This is a genomic window from Rhizobium sp. ZPR4 (assembly GCF_040215725.1).
GTDB classification, from domain to species: Bacteria; Pseudomonadota; Alphaproteobacteria; order Rhizobiales; family Rhizobiaceae; genus Rhizobium; species Rhizobium rhizogenes_D.
Window position 1 is genome coordinate 709729 of the sequence record NZ_CP157969.1, and the last position, 18720, is coordinate 728448.

The 18720-nt window shown below is 60.4% G+C and carries 14 protein-coding genes; 8 read left to right on the top strand and 6 right to left on the bottom strand.

Features of this window, described 5'->3' with window-relative positions; translation table 11 throughout:
* Nucleotides 1–31: 31 nt before the first annotated feature.
* From ABOK31_RS31040 to ABOK31_RS31050, 3 genes are all read left to right on the top strand, one after another.
* On the top strand, nucleotides 32–1654 hold the full coding sequence (locus ABOK31_RS31040) for an MDR family MFS transporter (protein ID WP_349961464.1): 1623 nt from the start codon (nucleotides 32–34) through the stop codon (nucleotides 1652–1654).
* A 30-nt stretch (nucleotides 1655–1684) separates the two neighbouring features.
* On the top strand, nucleotides 1685–2890 hold the full coding sequence (locus tag ABOK31_RS31045; RefSeq protein WP_349961466.1) for an adenylate/guanylate cyclase domain-containing protein: 1206 nt from the start codon (nucleotides 1685–1687) through the stop codon (nucleotides 2888–2890).
* A gap of 392 nt (nucleotides 2891–3282) precedes the next feature.
* Nucleotides 3283–4374 (top strand): porin, encoded by a 1092-nt coding sequence (locus ABOK31_RS31050; RefSeq protein WP_174172819.1) that lies wholly within the window; start codon nucleotides 3283–3285, stop codon nucleotides 4372–4374.
* A 160-nt stretch (nucleotides 4375–4534) separates the two neighbouring features.
* On the opposite strand, the gene ABOK31_RS31055 is transcribed toward ABOK31_RS31050, so the two are convergent.
* The 3 genes from ABOK31_RS31055 to ABOK31_RS31065 all read right to left on the bottom strand — a co-directional run bounded on the left by ABOK31_RS31055 (nucleotide 4535) and on the right by ABOK31_RS31065 (nucleotide 8081).
* Nucleotides 4535–5869, bottom strand: a complete 1335-nt coding sequence (locus ABOK31_RS31055) for an acetyl-CoA hydrolase/transferase C-terminal domain-containing protein (RefSeq protein ID WP_349961468.1) — start codon at nucleotides 5867–5869, stop codon at nucleotides 4535–4537.
* Nucleotides 5870–6173: 304 nt separating this feature from the next.
* Entirely contained in the window at nucleotides 6174–7652 is a 1479-nt protein-coding gene (locus ABOK31_RS31060; RefSeq protein ID WP_349961469.1) for a multicopper oxidase family protein, read from the bottom strand.
* Nucleotides 7653–7886: 234 nt separating this feature from the next.
* Complete coding sequence (locus ABOK31_RS31065) at nucleotides 7887–8081, bottom strand: heavy-metal-associated domain-containing protein (protein WP_349961470.1); 195 nt, start codon at nucleotides 8079–8081, stop codon at nucleotides 7887–7889.
* Between the two features lie 160 nt (nucleotides 8082–8241).
* Here ABOK31_RS31065 and ABOK31_RS31070 point away from each other — a divergent pair, with 160 nt between their 5' ends.
* Both ABOK31_RS31070 and cueR read left to right on the top strand, forming a co-directional pair.
* Entirely contained in the window at nucleotides 8242–10734 is a 2493-nt protein-coding gene (locus ABOK31_RS31070; protein WP_349961473.1) for a heavy metal translocating P-type ATPase, read from the top strand.
* Nucleotides 10735–10790: 56 nt separating this feature from the next.
* Nucleotides 10791–11240 carry a Cu(I)-responsive transcriptional regulator gene (cueR, locus tag ABOK31_RS31075; protein WP_349961474.1) on the top strand — a complete coding sequence of 150 codons (450 nt, stop codon included), beginning with the start codon at nucleotides 10791–10793 and terminating at the stop codon, nucleotides 11238–11240.
* A 197-nt stretch (nucleotides 11241–11437) separates the two neighbouring features.
* Here cueR and ABOK31_RS31080 read toward each other — a convergent pair whose 3' ends face one another.
* Complete coding sequence (locus tag ABOK31_RS31080) at nucleotides 11438–12880, bottom strand: GAD-like domain-containing protein (protein WP_349961476.1); 1443 nt, start codon at nucleotides 12878–12880, stop codon at nucleotides 11438–11440.
* Between the two features lie 91 nt (nucleotides 12881–12971).
* Nucleotides 12972–13880, bottom strand: coding sequence for a LysR family transcriptional regulator (locus ABOK31_RS31085; protein WP_349961477.1), 909 nt, complete (start codon nucleotides 13878–13880; stop codon nucleotides 12972–12974).
* A gap of 167 nt (nucleotides 13881–14047) precedes the next feature.
* Between ABOK31_RS31085 and ABOK31_RS31090 the strand changes: the two genes are divergently transcribed.
* Entirely contained in the window at nucleotides 14048–14872 is an 825-nt protein-coding gene (locus ABOK31_RS31090; protein ID WP_349961479.1) for an aldo/keto reductase, read from the top strand.
* Between the two features lie 10 nt (nucleotides 14873–14882).
* Nucleotides 14883–16094, top strand: coding sequence for an MFS transporter (locus ABOK31_RS31095; protein ID WP_349961481.1), 1212 nt, complete (start codon nucleotides 14883–14885; stop codon nucleotides 16092–16094).
* A 95-nt stretch (nucleotides 16095–16189) separates the two neighbouring features.
* Here the strand turns inward: ABOK31_RS31095 and ABOK31_RS31100 are convergent, their stop codons facing one another.
* Nucleotides 16190–17104 carry a hypothetical protein gene (locus ABOK31_RS31100; protein WP_349961483.1) on the bottom strand — a complete coding sequence of 305 codons (915 nt, stop codon included), beginning with the start codon at nucleotides 17102–17104 and terminating at the stop codon, nucleotides 16190–16192.
* Between the two features lie 292 nt (nucleotides 17105–17396).
* Here ABOK31_RS31100 and ABOK31_RS31105 point away from each other — a divergent pair, with 292 nt between their 5' ends.
* Nucleotides 17397–18548, top strand: a complete 1152-nt coding sequence (locus tag ABOK31_RS31105) for an MFS transporter (RefSeq protein ID WP_349961484.1) — start codon at nucleotides 17397–17399, stop codon at nucleotides 18546–18548.
* Nucleotides 18549–18720: the final 172 nt, after the last annotated feature.

The following is an 18720-nucleotide window of genomic DNA, read 5'->3' on the forward strand; positions in this document are numbered from 1 at the left end:
TATTCCGCTACGAGCCGGAAGGAGACGCGTCATGGCCACTCTTCAGATCGCCGCCAACAACAATTCAGCCGCATCCGCGGGCACAGCAAGCGCTGCCATTGCACGGCCTGCCATGAGCCCGCTGCGCATCTGGACAGCCGTCGTCGGCTCGACGCTCGGCGCCTTCATGGCTGTCCTCAACATCCAGATCGTCAATGCATCGCTTGCCGACATCCAGGGCGCGATCGGTGCGGGAACGGACGACGGCGGCTGGATCTCGACCTCCTATCTGATCGCCGAGATCGTCGTCATCCCCCTCAGCGCTTGGCTCGCCCGCGTCTTTTCGGTTCGCATCTATCTGCTGACCAACGCGGTGCTTTTCCTTCTCTTCTCCGTCGGCTGCGCCTTTGCCGCCAATTTGCAGCAGATGATCGTGCTTCGCGCCATACAGGGCTTTTCCGGCGGCGTGCTGATTCCGATGGCCTTCACCATCATCATCACGCTGCTGCCTAAACCCAAGCAGCCGATCGGCCTCGCGCTCTTTGCCCTTTCGGCAACCTTCGCGCCGGCGATCGGCCCGACCATCGGCGGCTACCTTACGGAAAACTGGGGTTGGGAATATATCTTCTACGTCAATCTCGTGCCCGGCATTCTTATGGTCGGCATGCTCTGGGCCTCGCTCGACCGCGCACCGATGAACCTTTCGTTGCTCGCCAAAGGTGACTGGCCGGGCATCATCACCATGGCGGTCGGCCTCGCCGCGCTGCAGACCGTGCTTGAGGAAGGCAACAAGGACGACTGGTTCGGTTCCCCCTTCATCGTCCGTCTTTCCGTTATTGCCGCGGTCTCGTTGACGCTCTTTCTCATCATCGAGCTTCGCGCCGCCCATCCGCTCCTCAATCTGCGTCTACTGGTGCGCCGCAATTTTGGCTTCGGCATCGTCGCCAACTTCCTGCTCGGCATCGCGCTCTATGGCTCTGTCTTCATCCTGCCGATCTACCTGACGCGCATCCAGGGCTATAATTCCGAGCAGATCGGCATGGTGCTTGCCTGGACCGGTATTCCACAGTTGATCCTGATTCCGCTGGTGCCGCGGCTGATGAAGCGTGTCGATGCCCGTCTGCTGATCGTCGTCGGCTTCGCGCTCTTTGCTGCCTCGAACTTCATGAATGTCCACATGACAGGCGATTATGCCAGCGACCAGCTCTTCTGGCCGAACATCGTGCGTGCCATCGGTCAGGCGCTGGCCTTCACGCCGCTGACCGCGATTGCAACGGCCGGGATCGAACAGGAAAATGCCGGCTCCGCCTCGGCGCTCTTCAACATGATGCGCAATCTCGGCGGTGCGGTCGGCATTGCGGCGCTGCAAACCTTCCTCACCAAGCGCGAGCAGTTCCACTCGAACATTCTCACCAATTCCGTTTCCGTGTTCGAAGAAGCGACCCGTGCGCGTATTGCCAGCCTCACCAGCTACTTCATGAGTCATGGAGTGAGCGATCAGGCGCTTGCCACGCACAAGGCGATCGTCGCCATCGCTTCCGATCTGCGCACGCAGGCCAATATCCTGGCCTTCAGCGACACCTTCTATCTGCTCGGCGTCGCGCTGATCATCGCCCTCATCGCCAGCCTGCTTCTGAAGAAACCCGGTCACCTCTCGGGCGGTGCGGCACACTGAGCGCCGCACCTCAAAGAGGAGGAGATAGCCATGACCTTGCTTCACGACATGCCAAAAACCGCAATCATCAATTCCAGGGCAAGCCGCAGCAGCATCAACACCGCGGCTACCCTGAGCCTGATCGAATGGCTGACGGGCGACGAATGCCATGCGCTCGATGAGGCCGGCCTCGTCGCCGGGCTCGGCCGCCGCCTGCAGGCCCTTGGGCTTCCCGTCGATCGATTGACGCTGCACCTGACGACGCTGCATCCCGAATTCATCGGCCGCACCTTCGCCTGGGCGCCCGGCGAGCCGGTCGAGATCCACGATCGCGAACATGGCTCGCGTCTCGCGCTTGCCAATACACCGCTTATGAAGGCACAGGAGATGCGCGAGCCGCTCGTCGTCGGCCCAGGCGAGAGCCCCTATGGGCGCTGGCAGCATATCGACATATTCTCCGGCCGAGGGCTGGTTCAACTGATCGTGGCGCCGCTTTGCAACGCCGACGGACCGATCAGCAGCGCTGTCTTCGCCACGCGGCGGCCAGGCGGCTTCACATCCGGCGAGCATGACCTGATCGAGCGCATCCTGCCGGCATTGCGCAATACCTGCGAGCTACGCGTCCTCAGACAATGCGAACTCAGCCTTCTCGACACCTATATCGGCCCGATGACGGCAAGCCGCATCCTTGCTGGACACATCCGTCGCGGGGAAATCGAATCGATGGAGACAGCACTTCTGCTGTGCGACCTGCGCGGCTTCACCGAGCTTTCCAATCGGCTGCCCGGCGGCACCGTGCTCGGGCTCCTGAACGCTTATTTCGACAAGGTGGTACCGGCAATTACCCGTGAGGGCGGAGAAGTACTGAAATTCATGGGCGATGCGGTGCTGGCATTCTTTCCAGGCGTCGATGCCGCCGGAGCCTGCAATGCCGCGCTGACCGCGGCAAAGACAATCCTCGATGAAATAGGCGGCTTCGAATATGACGGTATCCGCGTCAAGGCCGGCATTGCGCTGCACTATGGTGAGGTGAGCTACGGTAATGTCGGCTCCGGCAACCGCCTGGACTTCACCTTGATCGGCCCTGACGTCAATATCGTCAGCCGTATCCAGAATATCTGCAGCGAAAGCGGCGAAGCGCTCCTGATGTCCGGCCCATTCCAGCAAAAGGCCGATATCCTCGATGCAAAGTCGATTGGGCGACAGCAGCTGAAGGGCTTTGCCAGGGCGATGGAGTTGTTTGCGATCGCATGTTGAAACCGCCGATGAGACAGGAGAGATGAGCCGTCAATACATTCCGTCGGTACGCCGATTGCCTGGATGGGCGTTCCGGTCTGAACTTTCTCGCCAAACATGTGTTGCATTAAATCAACAACCATTCTTTCCGTTTCTGGATGGTTCAAGTGCGGATTTACAAACAATCTGAATGTATATAGCTCTGTCGTCAGAACCTAATTAGCTTGCGATCTGGTGGGGTGTTGTTTCAGCCGCCAGCTAACGAGGTTCCATCGGGGTGGGGATAGTATCGGCAATCTATTGCAGATGCAGTGCCTGGTTTTTGCTTCCTGTTTGCGAGGGAGCGTTTCCAGCACGGCCTATTATGCTCGCTCCTTGGATTACGTACGAATAGTTACAACCAGGAGTTTACAATGAACATCAAGAGCCTTCTTCTCGGCTCCGCTGCTGCGCTGGCAGCAGTTTCCGGTGCTCATGCTGCTGACGCGATCGTCGCTGCTGAGCCGGAGCCGCTGGAATACGTCCGCATCTGCGACGCATACGGTGCAGGCTACTTCTTCATTCCCGGTACCGAAACCTGCCTCAAGGTCGGCGGCATGGTCCGTACCGAAGGCAAGTGGTACGACGCCTACAATGCCAACAGCCATAACGGCACGCTCTGGCACACCCGCGCTCAGCTGAGCCTCGACACTGCGACCGACACCGAATACGGCCCGCTGAAGACCAACACGGTCATCCGTTGGGACTGGCAGGAGGGCAACAGCACCAGCACCAAGCTGCTCTGGGCCAACATCAGCCTCGGTGGCTTCCTCGTCGGTAAGGCCGATTCGCAGTTCAACTACTACACGGGTTATGCCGGCGACGTCATCAACGACGACGTGATCTATGACGGTCCGTACGAACTCAACCAGTTGACCTACAACTACGACGCAGGCAACGGCTTCACCGCTGTTATCTCGCTCGAAGACTCGAACTCCAGCGGCTCGGGTGCTGGCTACGGCGCAAGCTGGGCATCGGACGACAAGGCTAACCACTACGCTCCTGACGTTGTTGCCGGTGCTGGCTTCAAGTCTGGCGCATGGGGCTTCAAGGTCGTCGGCGGTTACGACTCGATCAAGTCGGAAGGCGCCATCAAGGCTCGCGTCGATGCTGACTTCGGCGTCTTCTCGGCCTTCTTGATGGGCGGCTGGAACACCGATGGCGACAACCTGAACAAGTATGCCGGCACCAACCTGGCACGCTCTTCTTGCCCGGCTAACGATGCATCGAAGTGCGGTTGGGGCGACTGGGCAGTTTGGGGCGGCGTTGGCGTTCCGATCAACGAAAAGCTGAAGTGGAACCTCCAGCTCGCCTACACCGACTCGAAGATCTTCGCAGCGACCACGAACCTCAAGTTCAACCCGGTCAAGAACCTGCTCATCGAGCCGGAAGTCTCCTACACCAACTTCGATTCTGTGAACCAGGATCAGTGGGCTGGTATCCTGCGCTTCCAGCGTAGCTTCTAATACCGAATTACCTGGTCTACCTGGGACCAGGTACGGGAAGCCTGATGTACCGATCCATCAGGCTTCTCAAAGTGATCGGTTGACCTCCGATCAAAGCCGGAAGGATCCGGTTTCCCTCCGGGTCCTTCTTATTGCCCAAGCAAGATCAACGATGATTATGTCAATCCGGCGCGTACAATCCCGCCTGATGGGCGGCCCGATCCAGCTCCTCCCGGAAATCGGGATGGGCAAGCGCAATCATCGCCTTTGCCCGCTCTGCCACCGATTTGCCCTTGAGATTGGCCCAGCCATATTCCGTCACGACGATATGGATATCGTTGCGCGACGTCGTCACCGGACCTGTCAGCGTCGGAACGATACGCGAAAGCGTTCCCTTGGCCGCCGTCGCATGACAGGCGATGATCGAGCGGCCGCCCCGTGAGCCGTAGGCGCCGCGGACGAAATCCACCTGACCGCCGGTACCGCTGAACTGCCTTCCATTGACGAATTCGGAATTGCACGCGCCATTAAGATCGATCTGCAGCGTCGCATTGACCGATACCATGCGGTCATTCTGTGCGATGACGAACGCATTGTTCACATAGTCCACAGGATGCGCTTCGACATCGGGATTGTCGTTCAGGAAATCGTAAAGCGGCTTGTCTCCCAATGCGAAGGTAAAGATGGTTCGCCCGACATGTATCTGCTTGCGGCTATTGTCGACGACGCCCGCCCTGACCAGAGCGGCAAGTCCGGAGGTCATCATTTCCGTATGGATGCCGACATGTCGATGCTGGGAGAGGCCGGCACAAACGGCATCGGGCAATGCGCCGATGCCCATCTGCAGGCAATCACCATCATCCACAAGCCCCGCGACGATGGCGCCGATGGTATCGTCGACTTCTGAGCGAGGTGCGGCAGCGAGCGCCGGCAAGCTTGCGTCGTTCTCGACAAGCGCCGTGACACTCGACACCGGGATCATGCAATTGCCGCGCACATAGGGCATGCTCGGATTGACTTCGAGGATCAGTCGGGCGCCGGGCTTGCGGGCAACTGCCAGGGAATAATCGGTACTGGCGCCAAGGCTGAAATTCCCGTCCGCATCCATGGGCGAGACCGTTGCGATCAGGGTATCGACCCCGACATGCTCGACCAGCGAGCGCGGCACCTGGCTAAAATGGCACGGCACGAGGTCGCCTGCAGGCAGCATCTCAACCATTCGCCTCTTATCGAGGGCACGATCCACCGCTCCATGAAAATAACTCATGGGAGTGATGCGGTCGCGCAAGTCGAAGTCGAGCACGCTGGAGCCAGCGACGCCCGTGCAGAGCAGGTAGTAGAGCCGGATGTTGTCCACCGCCCTGGCCCGCGCACGTTCGGCCAATGCCGCAAGGATTGCAGGCGGTTGGCCCGCAGCGATCGGCATGGCGATCTTCGCGCCGGATGGTATCAAGGCAACGGCCTCATGGGCAGAGCGCACGCGTTCGCGATATTGCATCTGATGATTAGCGGCCATCGAGTCCTCCCCTTGAATGCCACCGTCAGCACATTTGGCATCCACTGCGAGATCGCATACGGCCCTCCTCCGAGGCCGTTGCGAGCTCCCTCGCTGCAGTAGGATGCGCTTACATAAAAGCGCCTAACCTACTGTTTGCGCAAGAGCCGAACAACACGCTTACACCGGCAAAAGCGAAATCGGCCTCAACCTTCGAATCGCGATCGATGCCGCAACCTCATCGACCGCAAGTTCCGAGGCTCAAGAATAAAAGGAGGGATAATATCGATTTTCCCTCCACGGCTGCGATTGACGATGGAGATTGTCAGGCCTCAACGTCGACTATGCCCATCATGCCGAGATCTTCATGCTCGAGGATGTGGCAGTGATACATGCGCTGCCCCGGCAAATCCTGTCGCAACAGGATACGTACCGTCTCGCCGGCCGCAACGTTCACGGTGTCCTTCCAGGCCCGGTAGGATGACTTGGTGACCGCACTATCCTTTTCGCGTTCGACAACCTGGAACTGCGTCCCATGCACATGAAACGGATGGTCCATATCCGCCTGGTTGACAATTTCCCAGAGCTCGATCTGCCCGACCTTCGAGACTGCGTCAACGCGGTTCATATCGAAGCTGGCGCCGTTGATGAGGAACTTCATCTCCATGCCCTTCATGGATTCCGTCAACACAAAGCGACGCGTGACTGCCGACTCTGCGAGGCGTTCAATGGTGCGCAGCTTCGCAGGAAGCGGCGGCACAACAGGTGCAGTTTCCTCCGAGACACTCGCCGTCAGTAAGGTCATGCCGGCCTCCTTAGGCTTACCCGGCCCCATCCACCCGCGCTCATAGTCGAGCGTAGTGAGCTTTGCCGCTCCCGGCTTGTCGAAGGAGACGATGAGCTCGACGCGCTCGGCGGGCGCAAGCAGCAACTCGTCGACGCCGACGGGAGCCTCGATAAGACCCCCATCCGTTCCGATGAGCACCATGGTGGCATTCTCGAATGTCAGCCGCAGGAATCGCGCATTTGTCGCATTGAAGAGGCGCAGGCGGCGCTTCTCTCCTTTCGCCACGGCCACGACCGGGTTGTTCTGGCCATTGACCAGCACTTGGTCACCGACGCGTCCGTTCATCAAATCGATCATGTTGCTTGCCGGCATGCTTCCATCTTCAGCGATCCGAAGATCGGTGAACATCAGGATCGTATCCCCATATTCGGCAGGGATCGGATCATCCTTGGGTTTCACGAGAAAGATGCCTGCGAGCCCGCGATAAACCTGTGCGGCGGTGAGCCCGTGCGGATGAGGATGGAACCAATAGGATGCGGCGCTGTCTTGCGGAAGATCGAAAGCATAGATGCGCTCGCTGCCCGAAGCGACGGGTTCCATGGGGCTGCCGTCCTGATCAGCCGGCACCGGCATTCCATGCCAATGAACCGTCGTCGGCTCGCCGGGAATGCCGTTCTTGAAGCTGATCTCGATCCTGTCGCCCTCATGCGCTTCGATCACGGGATTTCCACCGTTGTAGAGGAGCACGGGCGTATCAAGCCCCTCGGTGAAGCGGGCAAGCCCCGGCTCCGCGGCAAGCCTTGCCTTGAACAGACCGGCTTGGCTGGCCTCGTTCATCAAGCGTGGCAGCTCACGCAGGGGCTGCCCTTCCGGCAAGACGGGCTTGTTGCCGGCCATGGGCATCATCTTGTGAGCGCCGTTTCCGCTCATGCTGCCCATGTCGTGCATCATCTGGGCCGAGGCAGGCCTGGAAATCGCAAGGCCCGCCAGCCCTGCCAGAAAACTACGTCGATACATCGATTGCTTCCTCTTGCTCACGTGGAGGCGATACGCCCATAAGGCCGCCCACCACGGTGTCGCGCTTTTTGTCTCTGTGTCGAAGGTGACTTCGAAGAGCCACCTTCCGGTCCTCAATTGTCGTGCCCGGTGCACCGTTTCTTCATCATGGCAATCTTGCCTACCGCCGGCTCTGCACACTCGCCGGGCCTGTGTCGATGAAGATCAGGGGAGCCTGTTCATGATCTGAACCACTCAGTTTGCGACTGCCGGATAGCCGGCCTGTTCGAGAGCCTGCTGGAGCATCGGCTGAGAGGCAGTCGTCTCGATCTTGACGGTGCGCGCGTCCGGATTGGTCTCGATCCTGGCGTCGGGATCGACGGATTGGATCGCCTTGGTAACGGACCTGGCGCAGCCGCCGCAGGTCATGTTTTCGATTCTGAGCTCCATGAGAATTCTCCTTGGTTTTGATCTCACGGCACTCAAGGTGGAGTTTCCAACCATGGTAAGGTCAAGTGTCATCCGATGAAAAAAATGCTATTGACCTTCCCATGGTTGGAAGCCTCACCTTCCCTTCACATTCAAATTTCGGAGCGTGAAAGGACCTCCCATGAATAGTTCAGTTCGGCCACTGGATTTGTCGACTGTCATATCGCTGCCCATCGAGGGTATGACCTGTGCATCCTGCGTGGGCAGCGTCGAGCGCGCCCTGAAGAACGTTCCAGGCGTCGATGCCGTATCGGTCAATCTCGCCACCGAAAAGGCAAGCATCACGACACACGCGGCCATCGATCACACGGAACTCGTCCGGGCTGTCGAAAATGTCGGCTATTCCGTCCCTGAGAGTTTCACTGCTGCGGTAGGCTCCATCGAGCTTTCGATCGAGGGCATGACCTGTGCCTCGTGCGTCGGCAGCGTCGAACGCGCCCTGAAGACCGTGCCTGGCGTAAGTGAGGCCGCCGTCAACCTTGCGACCGAGCGGGCCACGATCAAAGGGACGGCGCACGCGGCAAGCCTTATCGCAGCGGTCGAGAACGCCGGCTACGAGGCGAAAATTATAAGCGCGGACCGGGGAGACGAAGAGGCCGGACGCGCGCAGAAGAAGGACGCCGAACGGCGAGAACTCACCCGCGATTTCACCATCGCCGCGATTTTGACGACGCCGGTCTTTCTCCTGGAGATGGGATCGCACCTCATTCCCGGCGTCCACGCTCTGATCGCAGAGACGATCGGGATGCAGTGGAGCTGGTACATCCAGCTTGCGCTGACGACGCTCGTCCTCTTCGTTCCCGGCATCCGCTTCTATAAAAAGGGGCTACCGGCGCTCCTTCGCCTTGCGCCCGACATGAACTCGCTGGTCGCCGTCGGCTCATTGGCAGCCTATGGCTATTCGCTGGTTGCGACCTTCGCGCCCGGCTTGTTGCCACCCGGCACGATCAACGTCTATTTCGAAGCGGCCGCCGTCATCGTTACGCTCATCCTACTCGGCCGACTGCTCGAGGCCCGAGCCAAGGGACGCACATCCGAAGCGATCAAACGTCTGGTCAACCTACAAGCCAAAACCGCGCGCGTGCAGCGCGGCGGCAGGGCCGCCGATCTGCCGATCGGCTCGGTCGTTTCCGGCGATATCGTCGAGGTTCGTCCCGGCGAACGGGTTCCGATCGACGGGGAGTTGGTCGAGGGCGAGAGCTATGTCGACGAATCGATGATCACCGGCGAGCCGATCCCGGTCCCGAAGACGATCGGCAGCGCAGTCGTTGGTGGTACTGTCAATCAGAAAGGCGCCTTTGTCTTCCGCGCGACGGCCGTCGGCGGCAATACGGTGCTGTCGCAGATCATTCGCATGGTGGAGGAGGCACAGGGGTCGAAACTGCCGATCCAGGCCATGGTCGACAAGGTGACCATGTGGTTCGTACCGGCCGTGATGGTCGTGGCTGCCGCAACCTTCGCCGCCTGGCTCTACTTCGGTCCGTCACCGGCCCTCACCTTTGCGCTCATCAATGCGGTCGCCGTCCTCATCATCGCCTGCCCATGCGCCATGGGGCTTGCCACCCCGACCTCGATCATGGTCGGCACAGGGCGTGGCGCCGAACTGGGTGTACTCTTCCGCAAGGGCGAAGCCCTGCAACTGCTCAAGGACGCAAGCGTCGTGGCCGTCGACAAGACAGGCACACTGACCGAAGGCAAGCCGGCCCTGACCGATCTGGAACTGGCGGCGGGTTTCGACCGCTCCGGCGTGCTGCGCCTGGTGGCGGCAGTGGAAGCGAAATCCGAGCATCCGATTGCCCGCGCAATCGTCGAGGCGGCCACTTCCGAAGATCTGGCGCTGCCAACCGTGGCGGATTTCAAATCGGTGACGGGCTTGGGCGTGAGCGCCACAGCCGGCGACAAACGCATCGAGATCGGCGCTGACCGCTACATGGCCGAGCTTGGGCTTGACGTCGCAGGCTTCTCGGAAGCTGCCGAGCGTCTCAGCAACGAAGGCAAGTCCCCGCTTTATGCGGCGATCGACGGCCAGCTCGCCGCAATCATTGCGGTCGCCGATCCGATCAAGGAGACGACACCGGCAGCGATCAGGGCGATGCACGATCTCGGCCTGAAGGTGGCGATGGTCACCGGCGACAATGCCCGCACGGCCAAAGCTATCGCAGCACGGCTCGGCATCGACGAGGTCGTGGCCGAAGTGCTGCCCGACGGCAAGGTCGAAGCAGTTCGCCGCCTCAAGCGCCAGCACGGCAAGGTGGCTTTCGTTGGTGATGGCATCAACGATGCGCCGGCGCTGGCCGAGGCCGATGTCGGTCTTGCCATCGGTACGGGCACGGATATCGCTATCGAAGCGGCCGATGTCGTCCTGATGTCGGGAAGCCTGCAGGGAGTGCCGAACGCCATTGCCCTGTCCAAGGCGACGATCGGCAACATCAGGCAGAACCTGTTCTGGGCCTTCGCCTACAATACGGCGCTGATCCCGGTCGCCGCCGGCGCGCTATATCCGGCTTTCGGCATCCTGCTATCACCGGTTTTTGCCGCCGGCGCCATGGCCTTGTCGAGCGTCTTCGTGCTTGGCAATGCGTTGCGGCTGCGCCGCTTCAGGGTCACCAGCTAACAAACGGATGCAGCCGGTCCCTCTTGGGCCGGCTGCCTTATGTCAGGAGAACGTTCATGAATATCGGACAGGCAGCCAAGGCATCGGGCGTCTCGGCCAAGATGATCCGCTACTACGAAGAGACCGGCCTCATTCCGGCAGCCGGCAGAACGGCGTCGGGCTATCGCGACTATTCAGATACCGACGTGCATATGCTGCGCTTCATCCGCCGGGCGCGCGATCTTGGCTTTGCCGTCGCTGAAATCGGTGAGCTTTTGGAACTCTGGCGCGACGAAACCCGTCAGAGCGTGGAGGTCAAGCGCCTGGCTCTGGGCCATATCGAAGCGCTGAAGAAAAAGATCGCCGACCTGCAGGATATGGAGCATACGCTCACCATGCTTGTTAACTCCTGCCAGGGCGACCATCGCCCGCATTGCCCGATCCTGCAGCGGCTCGAGACCGATCAGGAAGACGAAAATCTGTCGATCCAGCCTCGAACCGGCGCGATACTGAGGCCTTTGCAATGATCCTTGCCAAATAGCACCGTAACGACCGCATAGCCGGTGCGCGAACTGATTGCTCTTGCCGGCTTGACGGTTTTCGCGCTCGTTTTCCTGACAGCCGTGGCAGAGCAGCTGGCGTTCTCTTTGCCGTCTCGGGAACGATCGTCCAACGCACGACCGGCAAAGTGAGGCGGGGCACGGCACTGTGCGTATCGATACGCTCAACGCACGACCGGCGAACGGGTTGTCAAAATGTCTCCGACCGCCGGGCCGTGTTCGATCGCACCGTCTTCGCCCCGTCGATATTCGACGCCGACCTCGCATGCGTGTGGGGCCATCTTCCAGATCCAGCCTTTAAGGTCGCGACCGGTGTCGGGAGGCGAGTAGAGCGGCATGTTGAAGCGCAGTCCATCCTCCTCGCCGAGATCGAGCGTGCACATGACCGTGCCTTCGCCGTTGTCTTCTTCGTTGAGGTTGGGGTCTTCCACATGGGTGATCGTGGGACGAAGCGGCTCGACATGAACCAGGGCCTGCAGGGCGCGCGGAAGATCGGCAAAGGGCGGCGCAGGGCGGCCGTCGTTCGGCTCTTCCGCGAAAGTCTCATTCAGCGTGACCCGGCGGAAATAATACTCGCTGCGCCCCATTTCGTCCCAGCCGCCGATCGCCGTTGCGATATCGCCCAGCTCGTTGACACGCAGCAGGAAGCTGGTTCCGCCCGAATACATCACCACGAGACGGTCGTCATTGTCGTCGCCACCCGAGGAATCGGCGCGCAGGACGATGTCGAGCGCAACGATCTCGTCCCCTTCGGCGTTGCGAGAGACTTGATAGGTCCCGGTGTAGAAACGCACCCCGACGCGTTCCAAAGTCCGATAATGGATGCGCCAGAACAACAGGCTGTAGCGACCGTCTGGCCGGAGCGCCAGGAGCCTGTGCCAATCGCTGTAGGAAGACAGATATAAGCCGGCTAAATATTTTCCGTCCGCGATATCCTCGAATGTCGAACGATGCTCGACCGGCAAGGCGTCGGCCACAGTCGTGGGCTTCTCGGCTGTCGGCCTGGGCGGATCAACGGCATCGCGAAGGCGCCGGTGCATCTCGAAGGCATCGACCTTTGCAATCCGCAGCATCTGCATCGAAAACAGCATCTGGTCGATCTCGTAGACCTCGCCCGACGAGAGTGCTCCGCATTCCTCGCGCGCCGACCGCGCCAATGCTGGCGAAATGAGGGATTCTAGCGACTGTCCATCGCAAAGGAACCGATTGAAGAATTCGTCCAGGCTCCAGGCGAGATCGCTCGTCTTTTTCGATACGGGATCGATGAAGACGACATCCTCGTCGGTTGCCGTCAGCTTGCGGTAATAGAGAAGGACGCCGAATGGCGTCAGGGCGATCGGGATGCGCCGCACCTCATCCGGCGGCGAAACGATCCATCGGTTAAGCACAGCCTGCCAAAGCCGAGGATCGATCAGGGCGAGTTGCCTATCGCCATAGAATCCGAGCCCCTTGCGGCGCCATAATTGGAGAAGGCTGTCGGGAAGAATGCCTTCATAGGCCGCGACAAGCTCTCTGGTCGCCCGGGAAACCTGCCGCGATGGCGGATGCGCTTTGACGAAGCGGCGAAGAACGAGGCGGCGAAACGGAAGAACAAGGCGATCAAACATAAGTTGTATATGGACGGCTGTGCCTACCGGACAAGATGCCCAACGACTTAGGCATGCGCTTTTCGCAGTCTGCTTGATGGCGACAAGATGCTCAGGTTTCGCCGTCAAGGAATTGCCGGAGACGCGGCACGACAAAATCAAGGAAGACGCGCACGCGCTGCGGCATGCGAGCGCCTCCCAGAAAGACCGCATGAATCTGTTCCTCATCCGGCTCGACGACATCGGTGAGTACCTCGATGAGACGACCGGCCGCAAGATCGTCCCGGACGTGATAGTCACCCATGCGGGCAAGCCCCACACCTGCCAGCGCCATCCGCCGTACGGTTTCGCCATTGTTGGCAAGCAGCGAACTCGTCATGGCACGATCGACGACACGGCCGCTTTCTCTGATAGGCCAGACGGGCGCTAGGCGACGGAAATTGAATCCCAGGCAATTATGCCGCGAGAGATCATCGACGGTCAGCGGTATTCCATGACGATCGAGATAACTGGGCGCGGCGACGATCTTGCGGCGGGCAATGCCGATACGTCGCGCGATCATCCCTGAATCCGGCAAGGGTCCCACCCGGAAGGCAATGTCTGTCCGATCGAGATAGAGGTCGACGATTTCGTCCGACAGCGACAGATCGACCACGACATTAGGGTAGATCTGCCAGAACTCCGGCAGGAGCGGCTCAAGGCCCAGTACACCGAGAGCAACGGAAATGTTGACCCGCACCGTGCCGCCGGTGGTCGTGGCGCCCTGCGATAGTTCCTGCTCGACCTCGTCGAGATCGTGCAACAGCGCCTGGCTGCGCTCATAGTAGATCCGCCCCTCAGAGGTCAGCGACAATCGCCGGGTGGAGCGTTCGACAAGGCGCACGCCGAGCCGGGCCTCGATCCGCGAGATCAGCTTACTGACGGTGGATGGCGTCATGCGCAGCAACCGCGCCGCTTCCGAAAAGCTACCCACCTCGACGACGCGAAGAAACACCTGCATTTCGCCGGCACGATTATCCATCAGACACCATCTTTGACTTGATTTCACAGATAATGTGAAAACCGGCGGCATTATCACCTGCCGATACACTCTCTATTTCATAAGTCGAAAAGATCGCGCCCTCAAGCCTGGCGCTCAATCCATTCCAGGCAGCGAAAGCTGCCCGATGCTCTCAGAAGGATTTTTCGATGCTAACCGTTTCCGCCCATGGCGCAACAATTCCCGCTCTCGGCTTCGGCGTCTTCCGCATGTCGGACGCTGAAGTGGAGCGCGTCATTCCCGCCGCACTTGAAGCCGGGTTCCGTCACTTCGATACGGCACAAATCTACCAGAACGAGGCAGCGCTCGGTCGAGTTCTTGCAGCAGCCGGAGCCCGGCGGGACGACCTGTTCCTGACCACCAAGGTCTGGGTCGACAACTATAGCGTCGACAGGTTCGCCGCTTCGGTCGATGAGAGCCTCGACAAGCTGAAGACCGATCGCGTCGATCTGCTTCTGCTGCACTGGCCGGCCGACAAGGTGTCGGTTGCCGACCAGATCGAGATGCTGAACACGGTGAAGGCTGCCGGCAAGACCCGCTTCGTCGGCGTCAGCAACCAGAACATCGCGCAGATGCGGGAATCGGTCAGGCTTTCCAGCACACCGATCGTGACCAATCAGGTCGAGATCCATCCCTATCTGCCCCAAAAAGCTCTCGCTGCGGCCGCGAAGGCGAACGGCGTTGCGGTCACCGCCTATTACGGCATGGCCGACGGTGCGGTGCCGAAGGATCAGGTACTGCAGCGGATCGGCGCCAAGTACGGCAAGAGCGCCGCGCAGGTCGGTCTGCGCTGGTTGATTGAACAGGGCCACATTGCACTGTCGAAGACGGCCAATCCGGAGCGCGTCAAGGAGAACATCGCCATCTTCGATTTCAGCCTCGACGAACAGGACATGGCCGCCATCGCCAATCTCGCGCGCCCCGATGGACGGATCGTCAGCCCACCCGGCCTTGCTCCGGAATGGGACGTCTAAGGAGTCTACCATGAACACCCAGATTTCGACGGCCGAGAAGGCCCAAACATCCTCCCACGCCCAATGGGCGCTTCTTGCGCTTGCGATCGGTGCCTTCGGCATCGGTACGACCGAGTTTTCGCCGATGGGGCTTCTCCCGGTCATTGCCAAGGGGGTTGACGTCTCGATCCCGACGGCCGGCCTTCTCATCAGTGCCTATGCGATCGGCGTCATGGTCGGCGCCCCTTTCATGACGCTTGCCTTCAGCCGCTTCGGCAAGCGCACCGCGTTGATGCTGCTGATGAGCATCTTCACGATCGGCAATCTCATGTCGGCGATGGCGCCCGGCTACTTCACGCTGCTGCTCGCCCGGCTTGTCACGAGCCTCAACCATGGCGCCTTCTTCGGCCTCGGTGCCGTCGTGGCGGCAAGCGTGGTGCCGAAGGAAAAGCAGGCAAGCGCGGTCGCCGCGATGTTCATGGGGCTGACGATCGCCAATATCGGCGGCGTACCGGCTGCGACCTGGGTCGGTCAGGCGATCGGCTGGCGCATGGCGTTTGCCGGAACTGCCGTAATCGGCATCGCCGCCATTGCGGCGCTGTGGTTTGCCCTGCCGAAGGGCGAGCGCGGCGCGATGCCCAATGTCAGGCGGGAACTTGCCGTGCTCACCCATCCGACGGTGCTGCTTGCCATGGCGACAACCGTCATGGGCGCAGGCGCGATGTTCTCGCTATACACCTATGTCGCTCCGGCGCTCACCGAGCTGACCGGCGCCTCCAACGGCTTTGTGACCCTGGGTCTGGTGCTGATCGGCGTCGGCTTCACGGTCGGCAACTGGCTGGGCGGCCGCCTGGCCGACTGGTCGCTCGATGGCGCCACCAAGATCTTCCTGGCTCTGCTCGCGGCCATCATGTTCGTGCTGCCGCTGGCGATGGTCACTCACGTGGGAGCCGCTATCGGCCTGCTTCTCTGGGGTGGCGCAGCATTTGCCATCGTCCCGCCCGTGCAGATGCGCGTCATGGAAGCAGCGGCAGAAGCGCCTGGCCTTGCCTCCTCCATCAATGTCGGGGCCTTCAATCTCGGCAATGCCCTGGGGGCCGCAACCGGTGCGGCCGTCATCAGCCTCGGCTTCGGCTATGCGGCAGTCTCGATCGCCGGAGGTCTGCTGGCTGCCGCCGGCCTGGCGCTGGTATTGATCGGTACGCGCAAACCGTCATCGGTGACTGCAAATTGTAACGCTTGATAAGGATCAAAGCGTCCAAGCCCTCGATAATGCGGCTCGATCAAGCCGTCTGCAGGTTACCCGCAGGCGGCTCTTTGCCACATGGAAACCAAGCTTCAGGGCCACTTGATTTCCAGCGTGATCATATAGTTGCTGTAGTTGGGGGGAGCCGGCGGCGGGTTAGGGTTCGTGGCTGAAAAGATCGAATAATCAGTTATGCGCGGAGGTGTGGATGGCGGCTTCACATCCGGTCTCCAGGATGCCGTGAACGTTATCTTATCCGTGGCGCGAAAGGAAAGATCGAGCTCGCGGTTTCTGCTTGCGCCATCCCGGGAATGCTTGCCCGCCAAGGACCATTTGTCCCATGATGCTTTCAAGGTCTCGGTTGCCTGAGTGCCTTTGCGTTCATAGCTGCCGCTCAGCGAGGAATTGTCACCCTTAGTCGACAGCTCGTAGAGTTGATCCTGAACCTTGCCGTTGAAGTCCGTCGTTATCGTGGCGCTGCCTTCGGTCTTGCCATCCGACGACCGTGCCTTGACGTCGAAAATGATCGTCTTGTTGCCGACATAGACGCCGACGTTCGGATTGAGCCCATTGGTCTTGAAACCGATGTCGCTCTTCGCCTTCGAATCGAGGACGATCGGACGCTCCGGGGACTGGAAATATTTTCCAAGCAAATCCTGCTGGGGCTTGCTCGGCGCGACGGGCTTGCCCATGGGGTCGAAGGCACCCATGACCGTGCAGCGCTGACCGCTCACCCAGCTGTTGACGGCAAAGATCAGATGTCCGTCATCTCCGATTGCGGCCACGCCCTGATGCAGGCTGTTCCGCAGATTATAGCGACCGCAGCAGGACAGGGAGTCGTCACTCACCGCTTCGAAGGATCGGCCGGAAAAAAGCACACCGGACGGCAGTCCGGATGCCGTATCGCTTCCGAGAATGGGGCAGCTGGAGAGCGGTATCAGCCTGTAGCTGTTCAAATCCGTTTGCGGCGTCTGGCCTGTTGGCCTGGTGAGCGGTGCTAATCCCATATCTGATCTGCCGTTTCTTGATCCGTTGACGAAGTATGAAATTCCCAAATCGCCATGCCGCTAGAAGGCAGCAGGCGATACGATTTATGCGTGTCCAACCCGGGGAGTTAGGTCGGCGAATTTATTTGTCCAGACAGGCGATTTTGTTTCTGGTGGCGTGAGACCGGGCTGAAGAAATTGGCTTGGGGCCTCGACCGCCTGATCATTTGACGCGGCTCGTATTGCCAGCACTAGTTGCTTTCGGATAGACCCTCTCCATCTCATCTGTGTTCAGATTCTCCGGAGCATAAAAATGCGTCTTGAACCGCAGCAGCGAATTTATGTCTGCTTCTTCCTTTTTGCGGTATCGATGGGCGCAATGCTGTCGCGCCTCCCCGACCTCCAGGACGCCTTGCAGATCAACAAATCCGAGCTCGGCCTGACACTGATCGGCGCGGCCATCGGCGCTCTGATATCGCTTACCTTCGCCTCCCCGATCGTTGCGCGCCTTGGCGCCCGCAAGACGGCGTTCATCACCGTGCTCGGAACCTCCGCATCCCTGGCGCTCGTGCCCTGGATGGGCGTAGCTCCCCTGGTCTTTGCCGTCCTGCTTTGCGAGGGGCTGCTCGCCGGAGCGCTCGAAATCAATCTCAATGTCGAGATCGATCGCATCGAGGCACAGCTCGGCCGTGGCGTGATGAACCGCGCCCATGGCTTCTGGAGCCTCGGCTTTTTCGTCACCGCCCTGGCGTCGTCGGCGATACGGCAGGCCGGCATTTCGATGCAGCTGCACCTTGCCCTGACATTCGCCTTCGTCCTGATCGTGGGGTCGCTGACGATCGCCGGTATGCGCAATGCACCGGCACGCCCGACGCAGGATCACCCGGAGGCCGGGCATATCGCGCTGCCGACATTCGGCCTGCTGCCTCTCTGTGTGATCGGCATCGCAGCATTCCTGGTCGAGGGCGCCGGCATCGACTGGTCGGCGATCTACATGCGCGACGTCTTTCACGTCGAGCCCTTCATCGGCGGTCTCGGACTGACGCTCTTTACCTTCTTCATGGCGCTGGCAAGACTGTTTGCCGACCGGTTCGTCGATCACTTCGGCTCCCGCTCGGTTGCGCTCGCGCTGCTGCTCCTTTCGGCCGCCGGCCTCTGCGCCGTCTGGCTGGCACCTCACCCCAATGTAGCGCTGCTGGGCTTTGCCTTCATGGGTGCCGGCTGCAGCGCGGTCTATCCGCTCGCAGTTTCTGCCGCCGCCCAGCGCACTGACCGTCCGGCCCACGTCAATGTTGCAGCGCTTGGACAAATGTCCTTCGTAATCTTCTTCCTTGCCCCACCGCTGCTTGGATTCGTTGCCGAGCATGCTGGCATTCGCACCGCCTACCTTGTGTGCATCCCGGTCATCCTGGCTGCGCTCATGGGCATCGGGGCGCTTTCGACGCGCCGCAGCGCATTTGCCTGAAGGCTTCCGCGCCTGCGCCTGCCGCCCTGACAGATTCAACCGTTGCGACTTGGACGGCTTCACAAATTTGATCCGGAAAACCGGACGTAGAAGACGGCTATCACCCAACAAGGCGCCTTATCGCGCCCATTATGGCGGACGGGGTGCCTGCCTGCGATGCAAGGATAGCTTG